This is a genomic window from Streptomyces sp. NPDC021356 (genome assembly GCF_040641015.1).
Classification (GTDB): domain Bacteria; phylum Actinomycetota; class Actinomycetes; order Streptomycetales; family Streptomycetaceae; genus Streptomyces.
This window is the reverse complement of record NZ_JBFACU010000008.1, coordinates 126,022-148,018: the sequence shown is the minus strand read 5'-3', so window position 1 is coordinate 148,018 and position 21,997 is coordinate 126,022. Positions and strand designations below refer to the sequence as shown.

Genomic DNA, 21,997 nt, shown 5'->3' with positions numbered 1-21,997 from the left:
ACTGTTGCCTCGGTGGCTAAGTCACCTCGATGGCCAAGTCGCCCCGGTAACTAAGTTGACTCATTGCACTTTTTAAACGGGTCTGCTTTTCTAGGGCCACGGGCAGCCGGCGGCTCCACACCTCTCGCCCTCCTCTCGGCTCCCCTCTCACCCCTTTCGCCCCTTTCACCCCTCTCTACGACGGACAAGGAATCACCATGGCCTCGCCCCACCCCACTCGCGCCAGGATCAGCATCATCGGCGCCGGGCCCGGCGGACTGACCTGCGCCCGCATCCTCCAGCGGCACGGCATCGCGGTCACCGTCCACGACCGCGATCGCGGCCCCGACACCCGCGACCAGGGCGGCACGCTCGACCTGCACGCCGACAACGGCCAGATCGCCCTGCGCGAAGCCGGACTGCTCGACCGGTTCTTCGAACTGGCCCGCCCCGAAGGGCAGGAGATGCGCCGGATGAACCCGGACGGCGCGCTCACGTTCCACGCGGTCCCGGCGCCCGACGAGACGTTCAAGCCGGAGATCGACCGCGGTGAGCTGCGCACCCTGCTGCTCGGTTCGCTCCGGCCGGGGACCGTGCGGTGGGGCCGTACCCTCGACTCGGTCGGCGGGCCCGCCGACGGGCCGCGGCGGCTGCTCTTCACCGACGGCACGACGGTGGAGGCGGATCTGGTCATCGGGGCCGACGGCGCCTTCTCCCGGGTCCGCCCGGCCCTCTCCCCCGGCGTTCCCCAGTACACCGGAGTGAGCTTCCTGGAGGCGTGGTTCTCCGACGTCGGGAACCGGCACCCGGGCATCGCCGAACTGGTCGGGCCGGGCAGCGCCGCGGCGGCCGACGGCGAGCGCGGCCTGTTCGCCCAGCGCAACGGCGGGGACCGCATCCGTGTGTACCTCATCCGGCGCGTCGCGGCCGACTGGATCACGGCCGGCGGCCTCACCGCCGACGACACGGACGGCATCCGCGCCCTGCTGCTCGACGAGTACGCCCACTGGTCACCGCGGCTGCGCCGGATGATCAGCGACAACGAGGGCCCCTACGTCCACCGCCCGATCCTCGCCCTCCCCGTCCCGCACACCTGGGAGCACCAGCCGACGGTCACCCTGCTCGGCGACGCCGCCCACCTCATGCCCCCGCTCGGCGTCGGCGTCAACCTCGCCATGCTCGAGGCCTGCGAACTCGCCCTCGCCCTCGCGAACGCGGCCACCGTCGACGAGGCCGTCCGCGGCTACGAGAAGACCATGCTCCCCCGCTCCGTCGAGACGGCCAAGGCGCTCGAAGGCGGCACCGAGCACCTGCTGTCGGCCGACGCGCCCGACTTCGGCGGCCCCGCCGCGGAGCCGTCGCCCCCGCGTTCCTGGGAGTGACGGGACCAGGCACGTCCGCGAGGGCGTGAATTACGGTGGGCCCATGAGCGACGAGCCGAATCCGCTGGGCGACTACCTCCGGGCCCGCCGTGAACTCGTCACTCCGGAGCGGGCCGGGATCCCCGTCCTGGGTGTGCGGCGGGTGCCTGGGCTGCGCCGTGAGGAGGTCGCGATGCTCGCGGGCATCAGCGCCGACTACTACCTGCGTCTGGAACAGGGCCGCGACCGCAACCCGTCCGTCCAGGTCCTGGAATCCCTCGCCCGCGTGCTCCTCCTCGACGAGGACGCGACGGCCTACCTGCTCGGTCTCGCCGCCGACCGGCCGCGCCGCGCGCGCCGGCGCCCCCGGAAGGAGAGCGTCCCGACGGGAATCGCCAAGCTCCTGGCCACGCTGCCGCTGCCCGCGTTCGTGGAGGGCCGGTACTTCGACGTCCTGGCCGCCAACCTGTTGGCGAGCGCCCTCTCGCCGCGCTTGGTGGCGGGGGGCAACCGGTTGCGGGACGTGTTCCTCGACCCCGCGGAGCAGGAGCTGTACCCCGACTGGCCCGAGGCCACGCAGGGGCTGGTCGCGGGTTTCCGTGAATCCGTCGGCACCGACACCGACGACCCCCGCTTCATCGAACTCGTCGGTGAACTCTCCCTCGCCAGCCCCCGCTTCCGGCAGCTCTGGGGGCGTCACGACGTCCGGGTGCGCAAGGGCGCGGCCACGCACATCGACCACCCCCAGGTCGGCGACCTCCGCCTGAACCGCGAGAAACTCGGCATCAGTGGCACCGACGGGCAGATGCTCGTCGTCTACCACCCCGACGCCGGCAGCGACAGCGCCGACAAGCTCGCGCTGCTCGCCGCGGCGGCCCTGGCACCGGCCGCACCCCGGAACACGGCGGCCAGGGGCGAAGGCCCGGTCGGGCCGTGACCCTCGGGGCCCCCGCCACGCGTCACCGGGCGCTCGCGGCGGGCCGGACCACGATCTCGTTCACGTCGGTGCCCGCCGGCCGGCCGACGGCGTAGGCGATGGCCTCCGCGACGGCCGAGGCGGGCAGGGCCACGGCCCGGTACGTCCGCATCGCCGACCTGGCGTCGGGGTCGGTGATGCCGTCGGCGAGTTCGGACTCGGTCACGCCCGGGGAGACGAGGGTGACCCGGATGCTCCCGTCGGACTCCTGGCGCAGGCCCTCCGAGATCGCCCGGACGGCGAACTTGGTGGCGCAGTAGACGGCCGCCGTGGGCGAGACCTCGTACGCGCCGACGGAGGCGATGTTCACGAAGTGCCCGCCGCCCTGTGCGCGCATCGCGGGCAGGGCGGCGGCGATGCCGTGCAGCACTCCACGCACGTTCACGTCGATCATGCGGTCCCACTCGTCGGTCCTGAGCGCCGCCAGCGGGGACAGGGGCATCACTCCCGCGTTGTTGACGACGACGTCGATCCGCCCGTACGCGTCCAGCGCGGCGTCGACGAACGCCCGGCTGTCCGCCGCGTCCGTCACGTCCAGGCTGCGGAAACCGGCGGTGCCGCCGGACTCGGTGATCTCCTCGGCCAGCTTCCGCAGCCGGTCCGTGCGGCGCGCGCCGAGGAACACCCGGTGCCCGTCCGCCGCCAGACGGCGCGCGGCCGCCTCGCCGATGCCGCTGCTCGCCCCGGTGACGGCGACGATCTTGCTGATCCGCGTCATGCTGTTCCCTCCTGGCCGAACGGAGCGGCCCTGCACGAGCGCCCCGTTCCGTGTGTCGCCGACGGAGACACCCGCCGTCGGCCGCTGCCCCGAGTCTGCGCACCGCCCGGCACGGCAACCAGGACACCCTGTGCCTGGGTGCGGCACACCCGGTCGCACGAGGTGGTTCCGAGGCCGGCGGCGGCCGGAGGTCACTCGCGTACGCCTGCCGGCTCGGCCGCACCGCGGCGCAGGGCGAGGGCGGCCGGAGCGCGCCGGGACCAGGGCGAGCACCGCGCAGGCGCGCGTGACCTTCGTGAGCGCCGCCCACGGGTCGTCGAGGGACGTCCGCACCGGGAGCAGGGCCGGCGCGCGCCGGGTACTCGCGGTCCTCATCCACCTGCGGGCCTGACCCCGCCCGGCGCGAGCGGGCCTACGTCCTCGGGCCCGCGCCGAGGACGTGGAGCATCGCGCGGGTGGCCGGGCTGGGGTTGAAGCGGCTCCACGCCAGGTACTCGACGCGGCGCGGGCCGTCGACCACCGGGACCAGTGCCAGTGCGGGGTCGCCGGCGGCCGCCGGGCGGATGAACGCCGAGGGCAGCAGGGCCACTCCGAGCCCGCGGGCGATCAGCCGGATGATCAGCTCGACGAGCCCGGCCTCGTAAGCGACCTCGCGGACCAGACCCGCGCCGGCGAAGGCCTGGTCGGACTGGGCGCGGCCGGGCGTTCCCGACACGAAGTCCACGAACGTCTCCCCTGCGATCTCCCGCAGCGCGACCCGCGGGGCGCCCGCCAGCCGGTGGCCGGCCGGCACGACCAGCACGTGCTCGTCGTGGTCGAGGACGAGGGTCTCCACGCCGGAGGGCCGTTCGCCCTCGGGCAGGCCGAGGAAGGCGATGTCCAGGTCGCCGGCGCGGATCGCCGCCACCAGTTCGTCACTGCGTCCCGAGCGCAGCACGACGTGGACGTCGGGGTGGCGGGCGCGGTAGCGCTGCAGCAGCTCGGCCACCGGGACGAGGGCACGTGGGATGATCGGCGGCCGGAAGGCCGAGGATCTTCGTGAGGACGGTGGGCGGACGTGGTGGCGGGCTGGGAGTGGGACGACATGCTGTTCGCGGGCAGCGCCCCGTACTACCGGCGCGGGCGGCTCCCCTACGCCCCCGGGCTCGAGGACGCGCTCGCCGGGGTGCTGGCGCTCGACGGGAGCGGGCGCCTCATCGACGTGGGGTGCGGGCCGGGCACCCTCGCCCTGGGGCTCGCTCCCTGGTTCGGCGAGGTCGTCGGCCTGGACCCGGACGGCGGGATGATCGCCGAGGCCGAGCGCGGCGCCGCCGAGCGCGGCCTGGCCGGGAAGGCACGGTGGGTCCGGGCCAGAGCCGAGGAACTGCCCGCGGGACTGGGCACGTTCACCGTGGCCGTCTTCGCCCAGTCCTTCCACTGGATGGACCGCGACCTGGTGGCGGCGGCCACCAGGGCCGTGCTGCGGCCCGGCGGGGCGCTGGTGCACATCTCGGACCTGAAGACGCAGACCCCGACCGTCGCGGGGCTGCCGCATCCGGCGGTGCCGTACGCGGCGATCGGGGACCTGGTCAGGGACCATCTCGGGCCGGTCCGCCGGGCCGGCCGGGGCGTGCTGCCCCAGGGCACTCCCGGCGGCGAGGCCGGCGTACTCGCCGGCGCCGGGTTCACCGGCCCGCGGCGCCTGGTCGTTCCCGGCGGGCAGCCGCTGGTCCGCACGGCCGACGACGTCGTCGCGGGCGTGTTCTCGATGTCCTTCTCCGCGCCGCACCTGTTCGGCCCGCACCTGGGCGCCTTCGAATCCGACCTGCGCCGTCTGCTGCGCGAGGCCTCCGCGTCGGACCGGTTCTCCGAACGGCAGCCGAGCACCGAGGTGTTCGTCTGGGGAAGGGACGCGGACCCCCCGGCCGGCGTGGAGCCGGCCGGGGGGTCCGCGTCGCGGTCGGGCGGCCCGGGTCAGCCGTCGGACTCCGCGGACGGGATGTAGGCGCCGGGTACGCCGTCCGGGGCGAAGATCCGGTGTTCGCCCGGGTACGGCTTCGTCCACTCGTGCGTCTGGTACCAGGTGAAGTGGTTCATCTGGGCCGGGTTGGCGAAGTCGGGCCTGGCGTCGGGCCCGGTCAGCCGCTGCCGCGCCTTCCACGCCTCCCACTGCGCCGCGACCGCACGCTCGCCCGTCGGCACCTTCGCCGAGGGCGCCGCCGCCGCGCGGGGGTTCTGCGGGGCCGGGGTGTCCACGCCGCAGGCGGGCGGGGTCTTCAGGCCGGCGGTCAGCGGGGTCCGGTTGGGCAGCGCCCTGAACGGGGTGGGGTCCGCCCTGCGGCTGAACGCCCCGGTCATCGGGCTGGCCGCGCTGTCCTTCTGGTTCATCGGGTGGATCCCGAGGATCTGCTCGATGGTACGGACCACCGTGATCTGGGAGTAGTAGCGGCTGTCGACGACGCCGTGCCGGGCCCAGGGGCTGATGATCTGGATCGGGGCGCGGTGGCCGTCGACGTGGTCGAGGCCGGCCTGAGAGTCGTCCTCGACGACGAAGACGGCCGAGTCCTTCCAGTACTTGCTGTGCGAGATCTCGTCCACGATCCTGCCGGTCGCCAGGTCGTTGTCCGCGACCTGCGCGGCGGCGTTCGCCGGCCCGCCGGTGTGGTCGCTGGAGAGCCAGAACATGTTCAGGTCCGCGGGGCCGTTCTTCTCGAAGTCGCGCTTCCAGATCTGGTACCGGTAGACGTCCGGGACGCTGGTGTCGAACTTCGGGAAGCCGTGCACCGACACGTCGTTGAGCGACGGGATCGGCGAGGAGGAGACCATGGGGTAGGCGGTGTCCTGCCCGGTGGCCGCCATGTTCCTGGCGTCGCAGTACAGGTTCTGCCAGCTCGCGCCCGCCGGTTTGGTCAGGAACTGCTGGAACTCGCCGAAGTCGCGCACGGACTTCCCGGCCGCCTGCGCGCCGGTCCACAGGAACCCGGTCCGCTGGTGGCCGAGGGCGTCGTCCTCGGTGTCGTAGCTGCGCTGGTACTCGCCGGCCGAGGACTCGGTGTACTCCGGGTTGTCGGACTGCATCAGCCAGTTGTGGCCCTCGGCGGAGTTGGTGCCGATGTCGTACGTGTTGTCGTAGAGCCCGAACTGCCGGGCCAGCGCGTGCTGGTTGGGTGTGACGTTCTCACCGAACTCGGCGAGCGAGGCGTCGCCGTCGCCCTCCGGTACGTCGCCGAGGACCTGGTCGTAGGTCCGGTTCTCCTTGACGATCAGGAAGACGTGCTTGATCGTCGACGGGTCGCCGAGCCGCGCCGGGACCGGCACCGGACGCACGTGTCCCTTGCCCTTGCTCAGGGTGACGGCACCGCGGTCCCAGCCGTTCTGGCGGAAGACGTCGGCCGTCCGGGCCCGGATGGCGCGGTCGCTCGGCAGCCGGAAGCGCTGCACGCTCGACGTGGTGTCGTGCGTGGCGTGGCCGGCCTTGTTCGTGGGCCTGCGGGCGTCGATGCCGCGGGTGTTGGAGACCAGCACCTGGTCGCCGACGGTGGTGACCTCTGCGGGGAAGTAGTCCGTGGGGAGCAGACCGACGTAGCTGACGGGCTCCTGCGGCGTCGTGTACCGGTAGACGGCGACCGCGTTGGCGCGGCCGAGCGTCACCAGCAGGTGGCCGTCGCGGGTGAGCGTCACCGCGTCGGGCTCGTAGCCGACCGACGCCTCGGGCCACGGCCGGGTGGCGATGGTCTGCACGACCTTGTCGCGGGCGGTGTCGATGACCGACACGTCGTCGCTCGCGGTGTCGGTGACGAACAGCGCCCCGCCCTTGGCGTACAGGGCGGTCGGGTGCAGTCCGACATCGATGCTCGTGGCGGCGGCGGACGGGTGCGCCAGGTCGATGACGCTGACCGTGCCGGTGGTGGCGGCCGCGGTCACCGGGTCGGCGGGCACCTGGGTGTGGTACGAGTTGACGGTGGTGTCGCCTGGCCTGGCGGGACGTCCGCCCTCGTTGCCGACGTAGAGCCGGGAGCCGACGCGGACCAGGTCCCGCGGGGCGTTGCCCACGGCCCAGCTCTGCCGGACGGCGCCGGTGGCCGCGTCCAGGGCGACCACCCGGTTCTGGCCGTTGACGGCGGAGTACACGGTGGAGCCGTCCGGGGAGAACACGGCCTCGCCGACCAGCGCGTGCCGGGGGCCGTCCGCGGGGATCGGCACGGACGTCGGATCGGCAACGCTGCCGTCGGGCCGTACGGTGAACCTGGTGTAGCCGTCGGTACGGCCCAGCCACAGCTGCCTGCCGTCGGGCGAGTAGGTAGGGCCTTCCTGCCCGACGTCGTTGGCGCTGATGCGCAGGTCCGCCGAGGCGTCGGTACCGACGAGCTGCTGTACCTTCCAGGTCTTCAGGTCGACGATGGAGAGCGCCATGCCGCCGTCGGTGACGGAGGCGGCGAGGTGGGTGCCGTCCGGGCTGACCGCGGACGACATGATCTTGCCGTGGTCCAGGACGAGCCGTTCGCCGTACGGGGCGAGGTACTGGTCGCTGGAGATGACCTGGCCCTGCCGGGTGTGCTGTCCGACCTGCTCGGTGCCGAACTGTCGGGTCTGGGCGAAGGCGGTACCGGCCGCGGCGACGGCGAGGGCCGTGAGGCCCGCCGTCGCCAGGGGTATCCGGCGGCCGATGCGTCTGCCGAGAAGACCGGGGCGGTTCTCCCCGGCACGCCTGCGGCGGCGCGTCACCTGCATGGAGTCATCCCTTCGAGGTGGCGTGGAGCAGTTCGACATTGCCGTCGAACTGCCAGAGCGGGTTCGGTGCGTCCCCGGTCGGGGTCCGCACCAGGAAGTAGCCGTTCACTTCCTTCGGTCCGTCGCCGTCGGCCACGAACCGCCCGTCGGCGGTGATGTCGAGCTGGTAGACGGCCGTCCCGGTGGCCGCGACGCCGGGCAGGTGCCAGGTGACGACGCAGCGCCAGTCGTTGCCCGGTCCGTGGGCGCCCGCCGGGACGTCGCCCTTGGTGCACGCCGCCGAGGTCTTCAGCCGGGCCTCGGTGGCGTCGGGCCGGTTCAGCTGCCTCGTCTGCATGCGGTAGAGGTGAGCGAACTCGGTGGCCAGCGAACGCTGCACCTTGTCCTGCTCGATGCCCGAGCCCGTGGGCGCGGCGGCGGTCAGGCCGAGCACCGCCACCGTCGCGGCCGTCAGCGCGGCGAGCGGCAGCAGGGCGACGGCGAGGGCCCGGCGCCCCGAGCCGTCGTCGGCCGGGTTCGTGAAGTCCCGCCGCAGGAACAGGGCGTACGCCAGCGCGGTCGCGGTCACCGCCCACACGAGGCTGACGGCGACACCGATCAGGAGCGGGGCGAGCTGGGGCGGGCCGGTGAACAGGCCGTTCCAGGCGATGAAGGCGTAGCCGGGCAGGGCGAGGCGGACCGCGACGGGCAGCGGCAGCATCTGGGCGAGCTGCAGGGTGAGCGCGAGGAGCGCGGGCAGCAGCAGTCCCATCGGGGAGCGTCCCAGGACGACGGAGCCGAGGAGCCCGACCGCGGCGAGGGCGAGGGTCGGCGCGAGGGCACAGGCCCAGGCGAGCAGGACCTTGCCGGCCGCGTCCCCGGGCGTCAGCAGGTGGCCGTCCAGGCCGACCAGCGGCTCGTCGCCGACCGCGAGCACGCCGCCGGCCGCGCTGGAGCAGACGAGCCCGGTGACGAGCAGCAGGATCACGGTGAGACCGGCCAGGGCCTTCGCCGCGAAGATCCGCCGCGGTGAGCGCACCGCCACGAGCAGGTGGCGCCAGGTGCCGAGCCGGTCCTCGGCGGCGAACACGTCACCGGCGACCACCGAGGTCAGCAACGGGAGCGCCCAACTCCCCGCGAATCCGAGGGTGACCAGAGGTCCGGCCCACCCGGTGGCGTGCATCCAGCGGCCGAAGAGGGTGTCCGTCGGCAGGGTGCTCTGCCGGCTCACCGCGGCGACGAAGAGCGCGGGGGCGATCCAGCAGGCGAGGACCAGCAGGCGGATCCGCCATTGCGAGACGAGCTTGACCAGCTCGAACCGGTAGCCGCGGGCCACGGGCACGCGGGCGGGGCGGGAGCCGCCGGCGGGGGGCGCGGGAGGCGCGGGAGGTTCGGCAGGCGCGGGGGGTTCGGCGAGGGTGGCGCTCATCGCCCTGCCTCCTGAAGTCCGGGCAGGGAAGGGGCCGTCCGCGGACTGTCCGGACGGCCGGTGGGCGGGCTGCCCGGACGGCCGGTGGACGGGCTGCCCGGACGGCCGGTGGACGGGCTGTCCGGACGGCCGGTGGACGGGCTGCCCTGCTGCTCGGTGAGCGGGCTGTCCTGCTGCCCCGTGAGGGCCAGGAACGCCGCTTCGAGGGGGGACACCACCGGGGCCAGTTCGCGCAGGGCGATGCCCGCGTGGACGAGGCGCGCCACGAGTTCGTCGAGGGCCGGTACCCGCGCGCGGACTACCAGCGTCCGCTCGTCCTGCCGGGTGCCGGCCCCGTCGGTGGTGCGGACGCCGGCCGTGGCCTCGGCCAGGCGGCGCGCGGCCGGCGCGTCCGAGGTGAGCAGCCGGTAGTCGAGTTCGCGGCTGCCGGCGGCCAGTTCACCCAGCGGGCCGGAGAAGACGACCCGTCCGGTGGCGAGGATGGTGACCTCGGAGCACAGGGCCTCCAGGTCGTCCATGCGGTGGCTGGAGAGCACGACGGCCGTTCCGCCGGCCGCGAGCCGGGTGAGCACATCGTGCACATGTTTCTTCCCGGCCGGGTCGAGCCCGTTGGCGGGTTCGTCCAGGACGAGCAACCGGGGCCTGGCGAGCAGGGCCGCGGCCAGTCCGAGCCGCTGGCGCATGCCGAGCGAGAAGCCCCGGGTGCGGTCGTCGGCCACATCGGTGAGCCCGACCTGATCGAGTACGTCGTCGATCTCCGCCCGCGTCGTCCGCGCGTCGCGGCCGTGCAGGGCGGCCAGCGCGGCGAGGTTCTGCCGGGCGGTCAGGGAGGGGTAGAGGCCGGGCGCGTCCACGAACCCGGCGACGCCCTCGGGCGCGGCGAGTGCCCGCCCGACCGGTGTGCCGAGGATCTCCAGCCGGCCGCTGTCGGGGACGGCCAGGCCCAGCAGCAGGCCGAGCAGAGTCGTCTTGCCGGCCCCGTTGGGTCCGGCCAGGCCGTGGATCCGCCCCTGCCGCACGTCCAGTTCGACACCGTCGAGCGCGATGACGTCGCCGAAACACTTGGTGATCTGGTGTGCCCGGACCGCGAGGAGTGTGTCCATGATCCCCTTCTTTCGCAACCTTGGGGGACCCTAGGGACAGCACACGACGCCGGCGGGGGCGCCCGGTTGAACGCTCGGGGAACGGGAGGCGTCCCGCAGCCGCAGCCGCCGGTCAGCCGACGGCGGCCCAACGCTCGGCCCAGCGCGGCCGGTCGGCGGCGCGCCGGCCCTGCTGCTCGTGCTCCGTGCGGGCCGTCTCCAGCAGGAGCCGCCACGACGTCACCGTGGGCCGGCGCCGCAGCAGCGCGCGCCGCTCACGTTCCGTCATACCGCCCCAGACACCGTGCTCGATCCGGTTGTCGAGGGCGTGCGCCAGGCATTCGGTCCGCACGGGGCAGCCGCTGCACAGGATCTTGGCTCTGTTCTGGGCGGCCCCCTCGACGAACAGCTCGTCCGGATCGGCGGTCCGGCAGGCCGCCCGCTCGCCCCACTCCTCGTTGTCCGCGTTGCCCGCGTTCCTCGCGTTGTCCGCAACCACCCCGGCGCCGTCCTCTCCCCTTTATGGCCAGCGGTTTTCCACCCTACGTGCGGGCAGGGACGTGACAGTACGGCAGTTCGGCATATGCCGTCAGTTCCTGCCGCTTTCGTTCCACACCTTCGGGTGACCCGGATTGCAGCCGCGTAAAGCTTGGCGGTATAGGGGAGTTCGGGTAGGTGAAGAGTCAGCGGTCCATCAGGTTCCGCAGCGCCTTCGCGATGTCCCGGGGTGCTTCCTCGGCCATGAAGTGGCCGCAGGACACGGTGGAGTGGTCCAGGTCCCCGGCCCAGGCACCCCACAGGGCGGCGGCCTCGTAGCCAAGGGCTGCGCCCCAGTCCTGCTGCAGGACGGAGACCGGCATCGCGAGCCGGTTGCCGTTCGCGCGGTCCGCCTTGTCGTGCTCCACGTCGATGCCGGCCGATGCCCGGTAGTCCGCCACGATGGACGGCACCGCGCCCCGGCAGGCGTCGAGGTACGCCTTGCGGACGTCCTGCGGGACGGCGTCTGGGTCCTTGGCCCACAGGTCGAGGAAGTGGGCGAAGAACGTGTCGGCGCTCGCCTCGATCATCGCCTCCGGCAGGCCGGGCGGCTGGGCCATCAGGTACAGGTGGAAGCCGACCGATGCCGACGTCCCGTGCAGCGCCTCCCACATGTCGAGGGTCGGCAGCACGTCCAGGCAGGCCAGGTGTGTGACGGCGTCCGGGTGGTCGAGCCCGGCGCGGAACGCCACCAGGGCGCCCCGGTCGTGCCCCGCCAGGGCGAAGCGCTCGTGCCCCAGGGCGCGGGCGAGCTTGACGATGTCGCCGGCCATGGTCCGCTTCGCGTACGTGTGCGGGCCGTCCTCCAGCGGCTTGTCGCTGGCGCCGTATCCGCGCAGGTCGGGGCAGATGACCGTGTGGTCGGCCGCCAGGTCGGCGGCCACGTGCCGCCACATCAGGTGGGTCTGCGGGAATCCGTGCAGCAGCACGATGGGAGATCCGCTGCCGCCGACGGCGACGTGCAGTTCCACGCCCTCGTCGACGCGGATCCGCTGGTGGTCGAAGCCGGGGATCGTGGTCGTGTGTGTCATGGCGCTGCTCCTTGGCGGTGGTGACGGATGCCGGGGGAAGGCCGGTGCGCGGGCCGCCCGGCCGGTGGGTCCAGCCTGCGGGGCTTCGATCAGCAACGGATGAACGCTTGTAGGTTGGGTGGTCCGGCGCGGAGTGGGTCGACCGGTCGGAAACGGCGGACCCGTGGGAATCGGCGGACCCGTCGGAAACGGCGGACCCGTCGGAAACGGCGGACCCGTGGGAATCGGCGGACCCGTCGGAAACGGCGGACCCGTCGGACTTGGTGGCCCGCATGGAAAGGGTGGCCCGGGTGGAGCCGGTGGACCGGGTGGAGCCGGTGGGCCGCGTGAGCCGGGTGGAGCGGTGGACGGAAGGGACGGCAGCGAGGGTGCGTGTGCGATTCGGGGTGCTGGGGGCCGTGGCCGCCTGGGACGGGGCGGGCGCTCCGCTCGCGCTCAAGGGCCCACGGCACCGCGCGGTCCTGGCCCGGCTCGTCGTCGCCCGCCGACGGGTGGTGCCGGTGGCCCGGCTGACCGAGGACCTGTGGGACGACCCGCCCGCGAGGGCCGTGGGCACCGTACGCACGTTCGTCGGCGATCTGCGCCGGGCCCTCGAACCCGACCGCCCGCCGCGCAGCCCGTCCCGGCTGCTGGTCACCGAGGGGCCCGGCTACGCGCTGCGGGCCGCGAAGGACGACGTGGACGCCTGGCGGTTCGAAGACACGGTGGACGCCCTCGCGGAGGCGGGACCCGAGCGGGTGGCGGCCGGGCTCGCCGAGGCGCTGGGCTGGTGGCGCGGTCCCGCCTTCGCGGACTTCGGCGACGAACGCTGGCTGCGCGCGGAACGCACCCGGCTCACGGAGCTGCGCCTGCACGCCGTCGAGCGCCGTGCCGAGGCCCGGATCGCCCTCGGGGAGGCGGCCGGAGCCGTGCCCGACCTGGACGCCCACGTGACGGAGCACCCGTGGCGCGAGGACGCCTGGCGGCTGCTGGCCCTGGCGCTGTACCGGTCCGGACGGCAGGCCGACGCGCTGTCGGTCCTGCGGCGGGCGCGCGCCATGCTGCGCGAACACCTCGGCGTGGACCCCGGCCCGCGCCTGCGGCGCCTGGAGGAGGACGTCCTGCGGCACGCCGAGCACCTGGACCCCGGCGCCGGGGCCGGGGTCGACGACGTGTGGAGCCGGGCGACCGCCGCGTACGAGAGTTCCCTGGGCTCGCGGGCGCGGACCCGGCTGGAGTCCACGGCGAGCCTGATGCGCGACCTGGCGGTGACGGGCGGCGGCGGCCTGGAGTCGGCGCGGCGGCACCGGGTGGCGGCCGTCGCCGCGGCGGAACAGTTGGGCGACCCGGAGCTGACGGCGCGGGTCATCGGGGTGTACGACGTACCGGCTGTCTGGACGCGTTCGGACGACCCGGAGCAGGCCCGGTGGCTGGTGGGAGCGGCCGAGCGGACGCTGCGGCTGCTGCCGTCCGGCGGGCACGAGGCGACGCGCTGCCGGTTGCTGGCGACGGTCGCCGTGGAGTCCCGGGGCGCGCTGCCCGCGGACGAGGCGGTGGACGGGGCAGCGGCGCGCCCGCTGCGGGCCGCCCGGCAGGCGGAGGAGATCGCCCGTGGGCTCGGCGACGCCGCCCTGCTCTGTTTCGCCCTGAACGGCACGTTCATGCAGACGTTCCAGCGGGCCGGGCTCGCCGCCCGGCGGGACGCCGTCGGGGCGGAGGTGGTCGCGCTGGCGGCACGGCACGGCCTGGTCCGCCACGAGGTGCTCGGCCATCTCGTCCGCATGCAGGCGCGGTGCGCCCTGTCGGACCTGGCCGGGGCCGGCCGGCACGCGGCCGCGGCCGACGCGCTGGCCGCCCGGCACGACCTGCCGCTGGTGTCCGTGTTCACCACCTGGTACCGGGCGCTGCGCACCGCCATGACCGGTCCGCCGGACGCGGCGCTGGCCGCCTACGAGGCCGCCGCTCCGCGTCTGCGCGGGGCGGGGATGCCCGGGTTGCAGGAGGGCCTGGTGCCGCTTGCGCTGCTGAGCGTGCGGCTGCGGCACGGGCTGCCGGTCACCGCCGACCGGGCCGCCGACCGGGCCGCCGACCGGGGCACGGACTGGGGCCCGTACGAGCCGTGGGTGCGGCCGGTGCTCCTGGCGGGCGAGGGACGGCAGGAGGAGGCCGCGCGGGCGCTGGCGGTCGTGGCTCCGCCGCCGCGCGACCTGATGTACGAGGCCATGTGGTGCCTGCTGGCACGGGCCGCCGTGGCGGTGGGCGACCGGACCCTGATGGCGCGGGCGCGGACGGCGCTGACGCCGGCGGCGTCCGAGGAAGGCGGCGCGGGCAGCGGCCTGATCACCCTGGGCCCGGTCGCGGACCACCTCGCCCTGCTGGCGGCGGGCGGTTCCGCGTAGGCCCTGCCGTGTGGTTCGTCCAGGTCCGCGCGCGGAGTGTCAGTCGTGTGGTTCGTCCAGGTCCGCGCGCGGGATGTCAGGTGCCGTCCGTGCGGCGGGTGACCGGCCGGGTGCGGGTCGCGTGCACGGAGCCGAGCAGGCGCAGCGCCTCCGCGCTGGGGCTGCCGGGCTCGGCCTGGTAGACGATCAGCTGCTGGCCCGGTGCCTCTCGTACGTCGAAGGCCTGGTAGTCCAGGACGAGGGGGCCGACGTCGGGGTGCAGGAACCGCTTGGCCTCGGCGGTCTTGCCGCGCACGGTGTGGCTGTCCCACAGGCGGGCGAAGTCCGTGGACGCCGCGTGCAGGCTGTTCACGAGGTGCCGCAGACGCGGGTTGTCGGGTTCGTACCCGGCCGCCTGGCGCAGGTGTGCGACGGTGGTGCGGGCCGCACGGTCCCAGTCCTGGTAGAAGGTGCGCGCGGCGGGGTCGGTGAAGGTCATGCGCGCCAGGTTGTCCGCGGGCTCGAAGACGGAGAAGAGGGCGTCGGCCAGTGCGTTGACGGCGAGGACGTCCAGTGTCCGGTCGAGGACGAGGGCGGGGGTGTGGGTGGAGCCGTCCATCAGCCGGCGCAGCGCGGGGCTGACCTGGCGGGGGGCGGGGGCGACGGTGTCGTCGGGCACGGTGCCGGCCAACCGGTACAGGTGGGCCCGGGTGCCGTCGTCGAGCCGCAGGGCGCGGCCGAGCGCGTCGAGCACCTGGGCGGAGGGGTGGCGTTCGCGGCCCTGTTCCAGGCGCGTGTAGTAGTCGGCGTTGATGCCGGTGAGCACCGCCACCTCCTCGCGGCGCAGCCCGGGGACCCGGCGCGTGCCGTAGCTCGCCATGCCGACGTCCTCGGGCCGCAGCGCCGACCTGCGGCTCCGCAGGAACTGTCCCAGTGCGTTGTCAGCCATGGCGCCAGGCTACGAGAGGGCCCGCCCGGCGTGCCTGGGTGCGCCGCACCCAGGTTCCCGGCCCGGCCGTCGACGCCGTCGGCCCGCGGGTCGCCGCGGACGGCAGGGATGAGCCCTCGGCCCGCGTCAGGCCCCGGCCCCGCCCCGGCGCGGTCCGCCGGACCGGCCGCGCCGCTGGGCCTGGCCCGCGCGGATCTCCTCCGTAGCCGCGCGGAACGCGGGCGCGGCCTGGCGGAAGTAGTCGAAGAGCAGGGCCCGCTGGTCGGGGGTGTAGCGCGCCAGGACCTCGGCGATGCGGCGGCGGGCGGGGGCGAGGACGTCCTCGATGCGGCCGAGTCCCTCGGGCACCGGCTCGACGATGACGCGTCTGCGGTCCGCGGGGTCGGCGACGCGACGGGCGTACCCGGCCCGCTCCAGGCGGTCGATCAGCCGGGTGGTGGCCCCTGTGGTGAGCCCCGTCCTGGTGGCCAGTTCGCCCGAGGTGAGGCTGCCCTCCAGGGTGATCAGGCTCAGCGCGTACCACTCCGACGTGTGCAGTCCGGCGGCCTCCGCGCCGGCCAGGCCCTGGAGCCCCACCGCGTCCAGGTACTGGCGGAAGGCCACGTGTTCGTCCGCGGCGCCTGCGGGGGTAGCGGGGGTTGCCATCGGTGGAACCACTCCCTGTGTTCATCTGCATGTACGCAGATACTGTCTACGTACAGAATCTGTCCCACTCTAACAAGGGAGGCCGTCGACCACCATGACCAGCACCGATGACGTCACCGCGGTCAGGTCGTACTGGACGAACTCGTCGCGGCCTGGGGTCGGCAGGACGCCGAGGCCTACGGCGAACTGTTCACCGAGGACGCCACCTACCTCACCTGCGTCGGCAGCTTCTACCAGGGACGCCGGGACATCGTCGAGAGCCACCGCACGCTGTTCACTACGTTCCTGAAGGGCACGGAACTGGCGGACGACGTCCTCGGCATCCGGTTCCACGGGCCGGACCTGGCCGTCGTCAACGGACGCGGCGACACCTAGAGGGGCAGGCGGCCGCACCGGCTCAGCAAGATCCAGACATACACGATGGTCCGCCGGGGCGACGGGACGTGGCGCATCGCGGCCTTCCAGAACACCAAGCGCAGGCCGCTGCTGGAGTCCCTCTCCTTCCGGTTCGCCCCGGGCCTGGCCCCGGCGGCCGGCCGGCCGCTCTCCCCCCTGGTCAGCCGTGCAGGGCGAGGTAGGGAGCCAGGGCGAGCAGGGTGAGGACGAGGGCGTTCTTCAGGTGGCGGGTGGGCAGCGCGTGGGCGATCCGCCAGCCCAGCAGGACACCGGCGAGTTCGGGGACGCCGACCAGGGTGGCCAGGGGCCAGTCGACGGAACCGTGGGCGAGGTAGCCCAGCGTGCCCACCGTGGCGATGACGATCGACTGGACCTGGGCCGAGGCCAGGGACTCCAGCACGGGCACGCCGAGCGCGATCAGCAGCGGGACGGTGAGCATGGGGCCTCCGACCCCCACCAGTCCGCTCGCGACGGACACCGCGAGACCGAGGCCGCTCACGGCTGCCGTGGAGGGGTGGGACGGCGCTGCCGCGCCCGTGGGGCGGCGCCGTTCGCGGTACCACACGAGTACGGCCGCCCCGGCCACGAGGAGCCCGAGAACAAGGCCGAACGCCCGTGCGGAGACAACGGTGTTGACCAGGACACCGGCGGGGGTGCCGAGCACGGCGGTGCCGGCCAGTACGGCCGCCGTACGGCGGGTGGCGGGCGCCCGCAGCTGGCCGGAGCGGGTGTAGGCGGCGGTGGCCAGCGCGCCGGTGGCGATGTGCGTGACGAGGGCGGTGCCGGCCACCTCCGCCGGGGCCAGGTCGGTGAGGGCGAACAGCCCGATCGTGGGCAGCACGCCGCCCGGACCGAGCGCGGTGATGCCGATGCCGCCGACGAATCCCGCCAGGCCGAGGGCGAGCAGCACCGGGACCGGGAGCCCGGCCATCACGACGCACCCGTCCGGCGGGTCCGAGGCATGCCGGGTCGGAGGAAGGACACAGGTATCTCCCAGGAAAGGCGAGGGGAAGGGGTGGGTGGCACGGAAGGTGAAATCGGGGGGGTGGGGTGTGGCGGAAGGCGGGGGCGGGATGTGGCGGAAGAGGTGGGGCAGCGCAGGTCAGTCGGCCGACGACAGCGGCGGCGACGCCGATGACCGCGGCGACGGCGGCGACGGCGACGACCGCGGCGACGGCGACGACCGCGGCGACGGCGACGACCGCGGCGACGGCGATGACCGCGGCGACGACGGCGATGACCGCGGCGACAGCGGCGGCGGTGCCGGTGTCAGCGAGGGGCGGTCACGGTGCAGGGTGGCGTGCAGCGTCATCCGGTCGGCGCGGATGCGCAGCGACTCGGCGTCCACGGGGCGGCCGTCGGCCAGCCGGGTGAGACGTTCGATGGCGAAGACCGCGGCCCCGACGGGGATCCCCAGGAGCCCGGCGGTGTCGGGATCGGCGGTCACCGCGTGCACCGCCACCTCGGCCCGGCCCAGCAGGCGGCCGGTGGTCTCCTCGATCAGGGCGAAGACGTCCCGGCCCGCCAGGTCGCCCGCCAGCACCGCGCGCCCCACGTCCGCGGGCAGGTAACTGGTGTCCAGGGACAGGGGTCGCCCGTTCAGGCGTCGCAGCCGTTCGACGCACACCACGGCCGTGCCCGCGGGGAGTTCCAGCCGCTCGGTGATCGCGGCCGGCGGCGCGGTGATGAGTTCGGCCGCCCGGATCTCGTTGGTGACGGTGCCGTGGCCGGTCAGGGTCTCGGCCAGCCCCGCGAGACGGTCGAGCCCGTGCCCGTACTTGGGCGTCTCGATCACGGTTCCCACGCCGCGTCTGCGGCTGATCAGCCCCTCCTCCCGCAGCAGGCCCAGCGCCTCCCGCACCGCGTTCCTGGAGGCGCCCAGTTGCGCTCCCAGCGTGCGCTCGTCGGGCAGCAGGCCGCCGGGGAACAGGCCGGCCGTGATCCGCTGCCGCAGCACATCGGCGACCTGACGCGCCCGCTCCGCACGCGGCCTGGACGACACCCACTCCACGGGAATCCGCCGGCCGGACGGACGCGCCGCCAGCGGTCGCACAGTTCCCCCGGGCACGGGTTCCTCGGACACGGGTTCCTCGGGCACGGGTTCCTCGGGCACGGGTTCCTCGGCATCGCACATGCCCGCAAAACTAGTCTCCCGGTATTACGCCAGAGTTACGCCACCCCCTGTGACCTGCACACCTTCCTGACCAGCCGGTTCACGGAGGGACACGGCCACTCCGCCGGTCCGCCGCGTCGATCCCTCGGCGCGCTTGACACATTCCTGGACATCGGAGACTTCGGCCCGCCTCGGAGCGGCGCCGGGGCCCGCGGGCGGCCGTCACCCCGAGGACCACGTAATCGGTTGGCGCGTGGGCCGCTGCGCGCCCTAGCCTGCGCCCCATGGCAAAAGCACCCGTGCTCACTCCCCGGGCGGACGACTTCCCCCGCTGGTACCAGGACCTGGTCGGCAAGGCCGAACTGGCCGACAACGGTCCGGTGCGCGGCACCATGGTCATCCGACCGTACGGGTACGGCCTGTGGGAGCGGATGCAGCAGGAGATGGACGCCCGGATCAAGGAGGCGGGCGCCTCCAACGCGTACTTCCCGCTCTTCATCCCGCAGTCGTACCTGACGAAGGAGGCCGAGCACGTCGAGGGCTTCGCTCCCGAGCTGGCCGTCGTGACGCACGGCGGCGGCAAGGAACTGGAGGAGCCCGTCGTCGTCCGCCCCACCTCCGAGACGATCGTCAACGAGTACTTCTCCAAGTGGGTGCAGAGCTACCGCGATCTGCCGCTGCTGATCAACCAGTGGGCGAACGTGGTGCGTTGGGAGCTGCGTCCGCGCGTTTTCCTGCGGACGACGGAGTTCCTGTGGCAGGAGGGACACACCGCCCACGCCACCTACGAGGACGCGCGTGACTACGCCGCGCACATCCACCGCGAGGTCTACGGCGACTTCATGGAGAACATCCTGGCCATGGACGTCGTACCGGGCCGCAAGACGGCCAGGGAACGGTTCGCCGGCGCGATCAACACCCTGACCCTGGAAGGGATGATGGGGGACGGCAAGGCCCTCCAACTGGCCACGAGCCACGAACTCGGCCAGAACTTCGCCAAGGCCTTCCACACCCGCTACCTGTCGAAGGACGGCACGCAGGAACACGTGTGGCAGACGTCCTGGGGTTCGACCACCCGCATGGTCGGCGCGCTGGTGATGATGCACGGTGACGACGACGGTCTGCGCGTGCCGCCCCGCCTGGCCCCTGTGCAGGCGGTGGTCGTCGCCGTCAAGGACGACGACGCCGTGCTGGCCGAGGTGCGCGCGATCGGCGCACGGCTGGAGGCGGCGGGGGTGCGCGTGCACGTCGACGACCGCACCGACACACCGTTCGGCCGACGTGTCGTCGACTGGGAGCTCAAGGGCGTGCCGGTGCGGATCGAGGTCGGGCCGCGCGATCTGGCGCACGGCAGTGCGGTCCTGGTACGGCGCATCGCCGGGACCAAGGAGCCGACGGAGATCGCCGGGCTGCCGCAGATCCTGCCCAAGGTGCTCGCGGACGACCAGGCGCTGCTGCTGACGCAGTCCCGGGAGCGCCGTGAGCGGCGTACCGCAGATGTGGCGACGGCCGCGGAGGCCGTGGAGGCCGCGGGCACCGGCTGGGCGCGGATCCCCTGGGCCGCGCTGGGCCCGGAGGGCGAGGCGCGGCTGGCCGAACAGGGCGTGTCCGTGCGCTGCCTGGTCGCCGCGGACGGTTCGGTCCCCGAACGCGACGACCAGCCGGGCAACGTGGCCGTCGTGGCCCGCGCCTACTGACGACCCCACGGCGGCTCCCCCGGCGGAGCCGCCCCGGCGCGCCCCCGCACACGCCCTTGCGCCTGCCCCCGCACGACGGACACCTGGACGTGTCGATCGGCGGCTTCCCGTGCCTGACGGACGGCGCCCCGGGCCCCTCAGCCGATGGTGAGGACCCGCGCCCACGGCAGCGGGTGTCCGGGACGTAGTCAGGGTCCTCCTCGTCCACGGCGCGTTCACCGCCGTGCCGCCGGAAGAGACCTACGACGGTGCGGCACGGCGGCTGTGCTGAGGGCCACGGCGTCTGACCGCCCGTCAGGGCGACGATGACGTCCGGGTGCGGCCGGGAGCGCAGGGCCCGGCGGAAACCGGAGCGCAGGTCCGTCCCGCCGCCGCCGACGAGTGCAGCGCGAAGAGCGCGTCGGCCAGATAGGGCCGCACCTTCACCGCGTGCGACCGGGCGGCCAGCAACTTCTCCATGTCCAGCACGAGCCGCCCACGGACCGTCGCCCCCCGCGAACCGCCGGACGCCACCGGGTCACGGGCCGGTGCGGAGGACCGTACCGAAGGCCGCGCGGGGGACCCGGGGGGCCGTGCGGGGGCGGCGCGCACCGAGGGCTGCACGGGGGCCGGTGGGGCCGGGAGCCGAACGGGAGTCTGCGGGGCCGGGGGCTGCACGGGGGCCGGTGGGGCCGGGAGCCGAACGGGAGTCTGCGGGGCCGGGGGCTGAACGGCGGTCTGCGGGGCCGGGGCCCGACGGCGGTCGGCGGGACCGGGGGCCCGACGGCGGTCTGCGGGGCCGGGAGCCGAACGGGAGTCTGCGGGGCCGGGGCCCGACGGCGGTCGGCGGGACCGGGAGCCGAACGGGAGTCTGCGGGGCCGGGGGCTTCGCGATCCCTGTCATCGGTGTGCGCCCCCGGGCGGCCGGTGCCCGCCGTCGCCGCCGTGGCCCGTCCGACCGAGCGGTCCGCCCGCTGGGCGAGCCCGACCACCGCGGCCAGCCGCTCCACGGCCCGGGGCACCTCCCAGTCGTCGCGCCGCAGCGCGGCCAGCGCGATCGCCGGGGCGACCAGCAGGTCCGGGGCCCCGGTCTCCAGCGCCCGGACCAGGGACCGCCCAGCCCGCCTCCCAGTGCTCCCGCTCCGGCCGCGCCCCGACGGCGGCCACCACCGCCTCCAGCGCCGCCTGACGCAGATCGCCGCGCACCGGCAGCTCGGCGGCGGTCGGGTCGGCGAGCAGTGACTCCGGGTCCGGCAGGTCCATCCGGTCCAGGTGGGCGAGGAGTTCGAGCCCGGGCCCGTCGCCCACCGCGCCCCGCACCAGCAGCGCCAGCACCTCCCGGCAGACCGAGGCCGCCGTGCCGACGGCCAGCAGGGTCAGCGCGGCCTCCCAGCTCCGGGGCGAGGGCCAGGCGCCGCCGCGCCGCGTCCCGGTGGTCGGCAGCCGGTGGATCAATGTCGGCCTGGCCCGCAGGAAGCCGCAGACCGCCCGCCGGGCGAACGCCACCGCCTCCGGCAGCAGTTCCGGTACCAGCCGGGGCAGCTCGGCCGTCAGGGGCCGCCCTTGATCTTCTTCATGGTGAGGTGGGATTCGAGGCGCTGTACGGCGGGGTGGCCGGTGAGCTTGTCCATGACGAAGGCTTCGTAGGCGGGGTTGTCGGCGATGGCGACGCGGACGAAGTAGTGGGGGCTGCCGTACATGCGCCGGAACTCGGTCACCTCGTCGTAGGAGGCGAGGGTGGCCTCGAACCCCTCGATCGTCTTGCGGTCCTGGGCGTAGATCTCGATGTCGACGAGGACTTCCAGGCTGCGGCCGATCGCCTCGGGGTTGATGACGGCCCGGTAGCCGGCGATGACGCCGTCCTCTTCGAGGCGCTTGACGCGCCGCAGGCAGGACGGGGGCGTCAGCCCGACGCGCTTGGCGAGCTCGACGTTCGTCATCCGGCCGTCCTCCTGGAGGTGCAACAAAATTTCACAGTCGATGGCATCAAGCCTTACAGAATTGCCCATGCCGACAGTGTATGGCGGTAATCGGCAATCATAGAAGCCCGTTTCTTTTC

Annotated in this window: 16 protein-coding genes and 4 pseudogenes; 6 read left to right on the top strand and 14 right to left on the bottom strand. The window is 74.0% G+C overall.

The features are described 5' to 3' along the window. The first annotated feature begins 197 nt into the window (after positions 1–197). Both AB0G56_RS13020 and AB0G56_RS13015 read left to right on the top strand, forming a co-directional pair. Positions 198–1,361, top strand: a complete 1,164-nt coding sequence (locus AB0G56_RS13020; RefSeq protein WP_360967989.1) for an NAD(P)/FAD-dependent oxidoreductase — start codon at positions 198–200, stop codon at positions 1,359–1,361. Between the two features lie 43 nt (positions 1,362–1,404). Further along, complete coding sequence (locus AB0G56_RS13015; RefSeq protein ID WP_360967986.1) at positions 1,405–2,277, top strand: helix-turn-helix transcriptional regulator; 873 nt, start codon at positions 1,405–1,407, stop codon at positions 2,275–2,277. A gap of 22 nt (positions 2,278–2,299) precedes the next feature. Here the strand turns inward: AB0G56_RS13015 and AB0G56_RS13010 are convergent, their stop codons facing one another. Both AB0G56_RS13010 and AB0G56_RS13005 read right to left on the bottom strand, forming a co-directional pair. Continuing rightward, on the bottom strand, positions 2,300–3,034 hold the full coding sequence (locus tag AB0G56_RS13010; RefSeq protein ID WP_360967983.1) for an SDR family oxidoreductase: 735 nt from the start codon (positions 3,032–3,034) through the stop codon (positions 2,300–2,302). A gap of 412 nt (positions 3,035–3,446) precedes the next feature. Next, a pseudogene (locus AB0G56_RS13005) lies at positions 3,447–4,046 on the bottom strand (LysR substrate-binding domain-containing protein); the annotation flags it as partial. 45 nt (positions 4,047–4,091) lie between these two features. Here AB0G56_RS13005 and AB0G56_RS13000 point away from each other — a divergent pair. Beyond that, entirely contained in the window at positions 4,092–5,018 is a 927-nt protein-coding gene (locus AB0G56_RS13000) for a class I SAM-dependent methyltransferase (protein ID WP_360967981.1), read from the top strand. Here AB0G56_RS13000 and AB0G56_RS12995 read toward each other — a convergent pair. The 5 genes and pseudogenes from AB0G56_RS12995 to AB0G56_RS12975 all read right to left on the bottom strand — a co-directional run bounded on the left by AB0G56_RS12995 (position 4,988) and on the right by AB0G56_RS12975 (position 11,802). After that, entirely contained in the window at positions 4,988–7,744 is a 2,757-nt protein-coding gene (locus tag AB0G56_RS12995; RefSeq protein WP_360967978.1) for a bifunctional YncE family protein/alkaline phosphatase family protein, read from the bottom strand. The genes AB0G56_RS13000 and AB0G56_RS12995 overlap by 31 nt on opposite strands. Positions 7,745–7,748: 4 nt before the next feature. Further along, positions 7,749–9,152 (bottom strand): ABC transporter permease, encoded by a 1,404-nt coding sequence (locus AB0G56_RS12990; RefSeq protein ID WP_360967975.1) that lies wholly within the window; start codon positions 9,150–9,152, stop codon positions 7,749–7,751. A 170-nt stretch (positions 9,153–9,322) separates the two neighbouring features. Next, positions 9,323–10,255 (bottom strand): annotated as a pseudogene (locus tag AB0G56_RS12985) (ABC transporter ATP-binding protein); the annotation flags it as partial. 112 nt (positions 10,256–10,367) lie between these two features. After that, a complete protein-coding gene (locus AB0G56_RS12980) occupies positions 10,368–10,733 on the bottom strand; it encodes a WhiB family transcriptional regulator (RefSeq protein ID WP_360967972.1) in 366 nt (121 codons plus the stop codon). 184 nt (positions 10,734–10,917) lie between these two features. Further along, on the bottom strand, positions 10,918–11,802 hold the full coding sequence (locus AB0G56_RS12975) for an alpha/beta hydrolase (protein WP_360967970.1): 885 nt from the start codon (positions 11,800–11,802) through the stop codon (positions 10,918–10,920). Positions 11,803–12,170: 368 nt separating this feature from the next. Between AB0G56_RS12975 and AB0G56_RS12970 the strand changes: the two genes are divergently transcribed. Continuing rightward, a complete protein-coding gene (locus tag AB0G56_RS12970) occupies positions 12,171–14,180 on the top strand; it encodes a BTAD domain-containing putative transcriptional regulator (protein WP_360968383.1) in 2,010 nt (669 codons plus the stop codon). Between the two features lie 76 nt (positions 14,181–14,256). On the opposite strand, the gene AB0G56_RS12965 is transcribed toward AB0G56_RS12970, so the two are convergent. Both AB0G56_RS12965 and AB0G56_RS12960 read right to left on the bottom strand, forming a co-directional pair. Then, entirely contained in the window at positions 14,257–15,108 is an 852-nt protein-coding gene (locus AB0G56_RS12965; protein WP_360967967.1) for a helix-turn-helix transcriptional regulator, read from the bottom strand. Positions 15,109–15,234: 126 nt separating this feature from the next. Further along, positions 15,235–15,753 (bottom strand): MarR family transcriptional regulator, encoded by a 519-nt coding sequence (locus AB0G56_RS12960; protein WP_360967964.1) that lies wholly within the window; start codon positions 15,751–15,753, stop codon positions 15,235–15,237. A gap of 132 nt (positions 15,754–15,885) precedes the next feature. Between AB0G56_RS12960 and AB0G56_RS12955 the strand changes: the two genes are divergently transcribed. Further along, positions 15,886–16,128, top strand: coding sequence for an SgcJ/EcaC family oxidoreductase (locus tag AB0G56_RS12955; RefSeq protein WP_360968380.1), 243 nt, complete (start codon positions 15,886–15,888; stop codon positions 16,126–16,128). A gap of 181 nt (positions 16,129–16,309) precedes the next feature. Here the strand turns inward: AB0G56_RS12955 and AB0G56_RS12950 are convergent, their stop codons facing one another. Together AB0G56_RS12950 and AB0G56_RS12945 are read right to left on the bottom strand one after the other, a co-directional pair. Next, complete coding sequence (locus AB0G56_RS12950) at positions 16,310–17,080, bottom strand: sulfite exporter TauE/SafE family protein (protein WP_360967962.1); 771 nt, start codon at positions 17,078–17,080, stop codon at positions 16,310–16,312. Between the two features lie 171 nt (positions 17,081–17,251). Further along, positions 17,252–18,283, bottom strand: a complete 1,032-nt coding sequence (locus AB0G56_RS12945; RefSeq protein ID WP_360967959.1) for a GntR family transcriptional regulator — start codon at positions 18,281–18,283, stop codon at positions 17,252–17,254. Positions 18,284–18,546: 263 nt separating this feature from the next. Between AB0G56_RS12945 and proS the strand changes: the two genes are divergently transcribed. Then, positions 18,547–19,959 (top strand): proline--tRNA ligase, encoded by a 1,413-nt coding sequence (gene proS, locus AB0G56_RS12940; protein ID WP_360967956.1) that lies wholly within the window; start codon positions 18,547–18,549, stop codon positions 19,957–19,959. A gap of 137 nt (positions 19,960–20,096) precedes the next feature. Here the strand turns inward: proS and AB0G56_RS12935 are convergent. The 3 genes and pseudogenes from AB0G56_RS12935 to AB0G56_RS12925 form a co-directional block, all read right to left on the bottom strand. Beyond that, positions 20,097–20,341, bottom strand: a pseudogene (locus AB0G56_RS12935) (hypothetical protein); the annotation flags it as partial. Between the two features lie 538 nt (positions 20,342–20,879). Then, positions 20,880–21,486 (bottom strand): annotated as a pseudogene (locus AB0G56_RS12930) (AAA family ATPase); the annotation flags it as partial. A 2-nt stretch (positions 21,487–21,488) separates the two neighbouring features. Then, a complete protein-coding gene (locus AB0G56_RS12925) occupies positions 21,489–21,947 on the bottom strand; it encodes an Lrp/AsnC family transcriptional regulator (protein ID WP_360967953.1) in 459 nt (152 codons plus the stop codon). Positions 21,948–21,997: the final 50 nt, after the last annotated feature.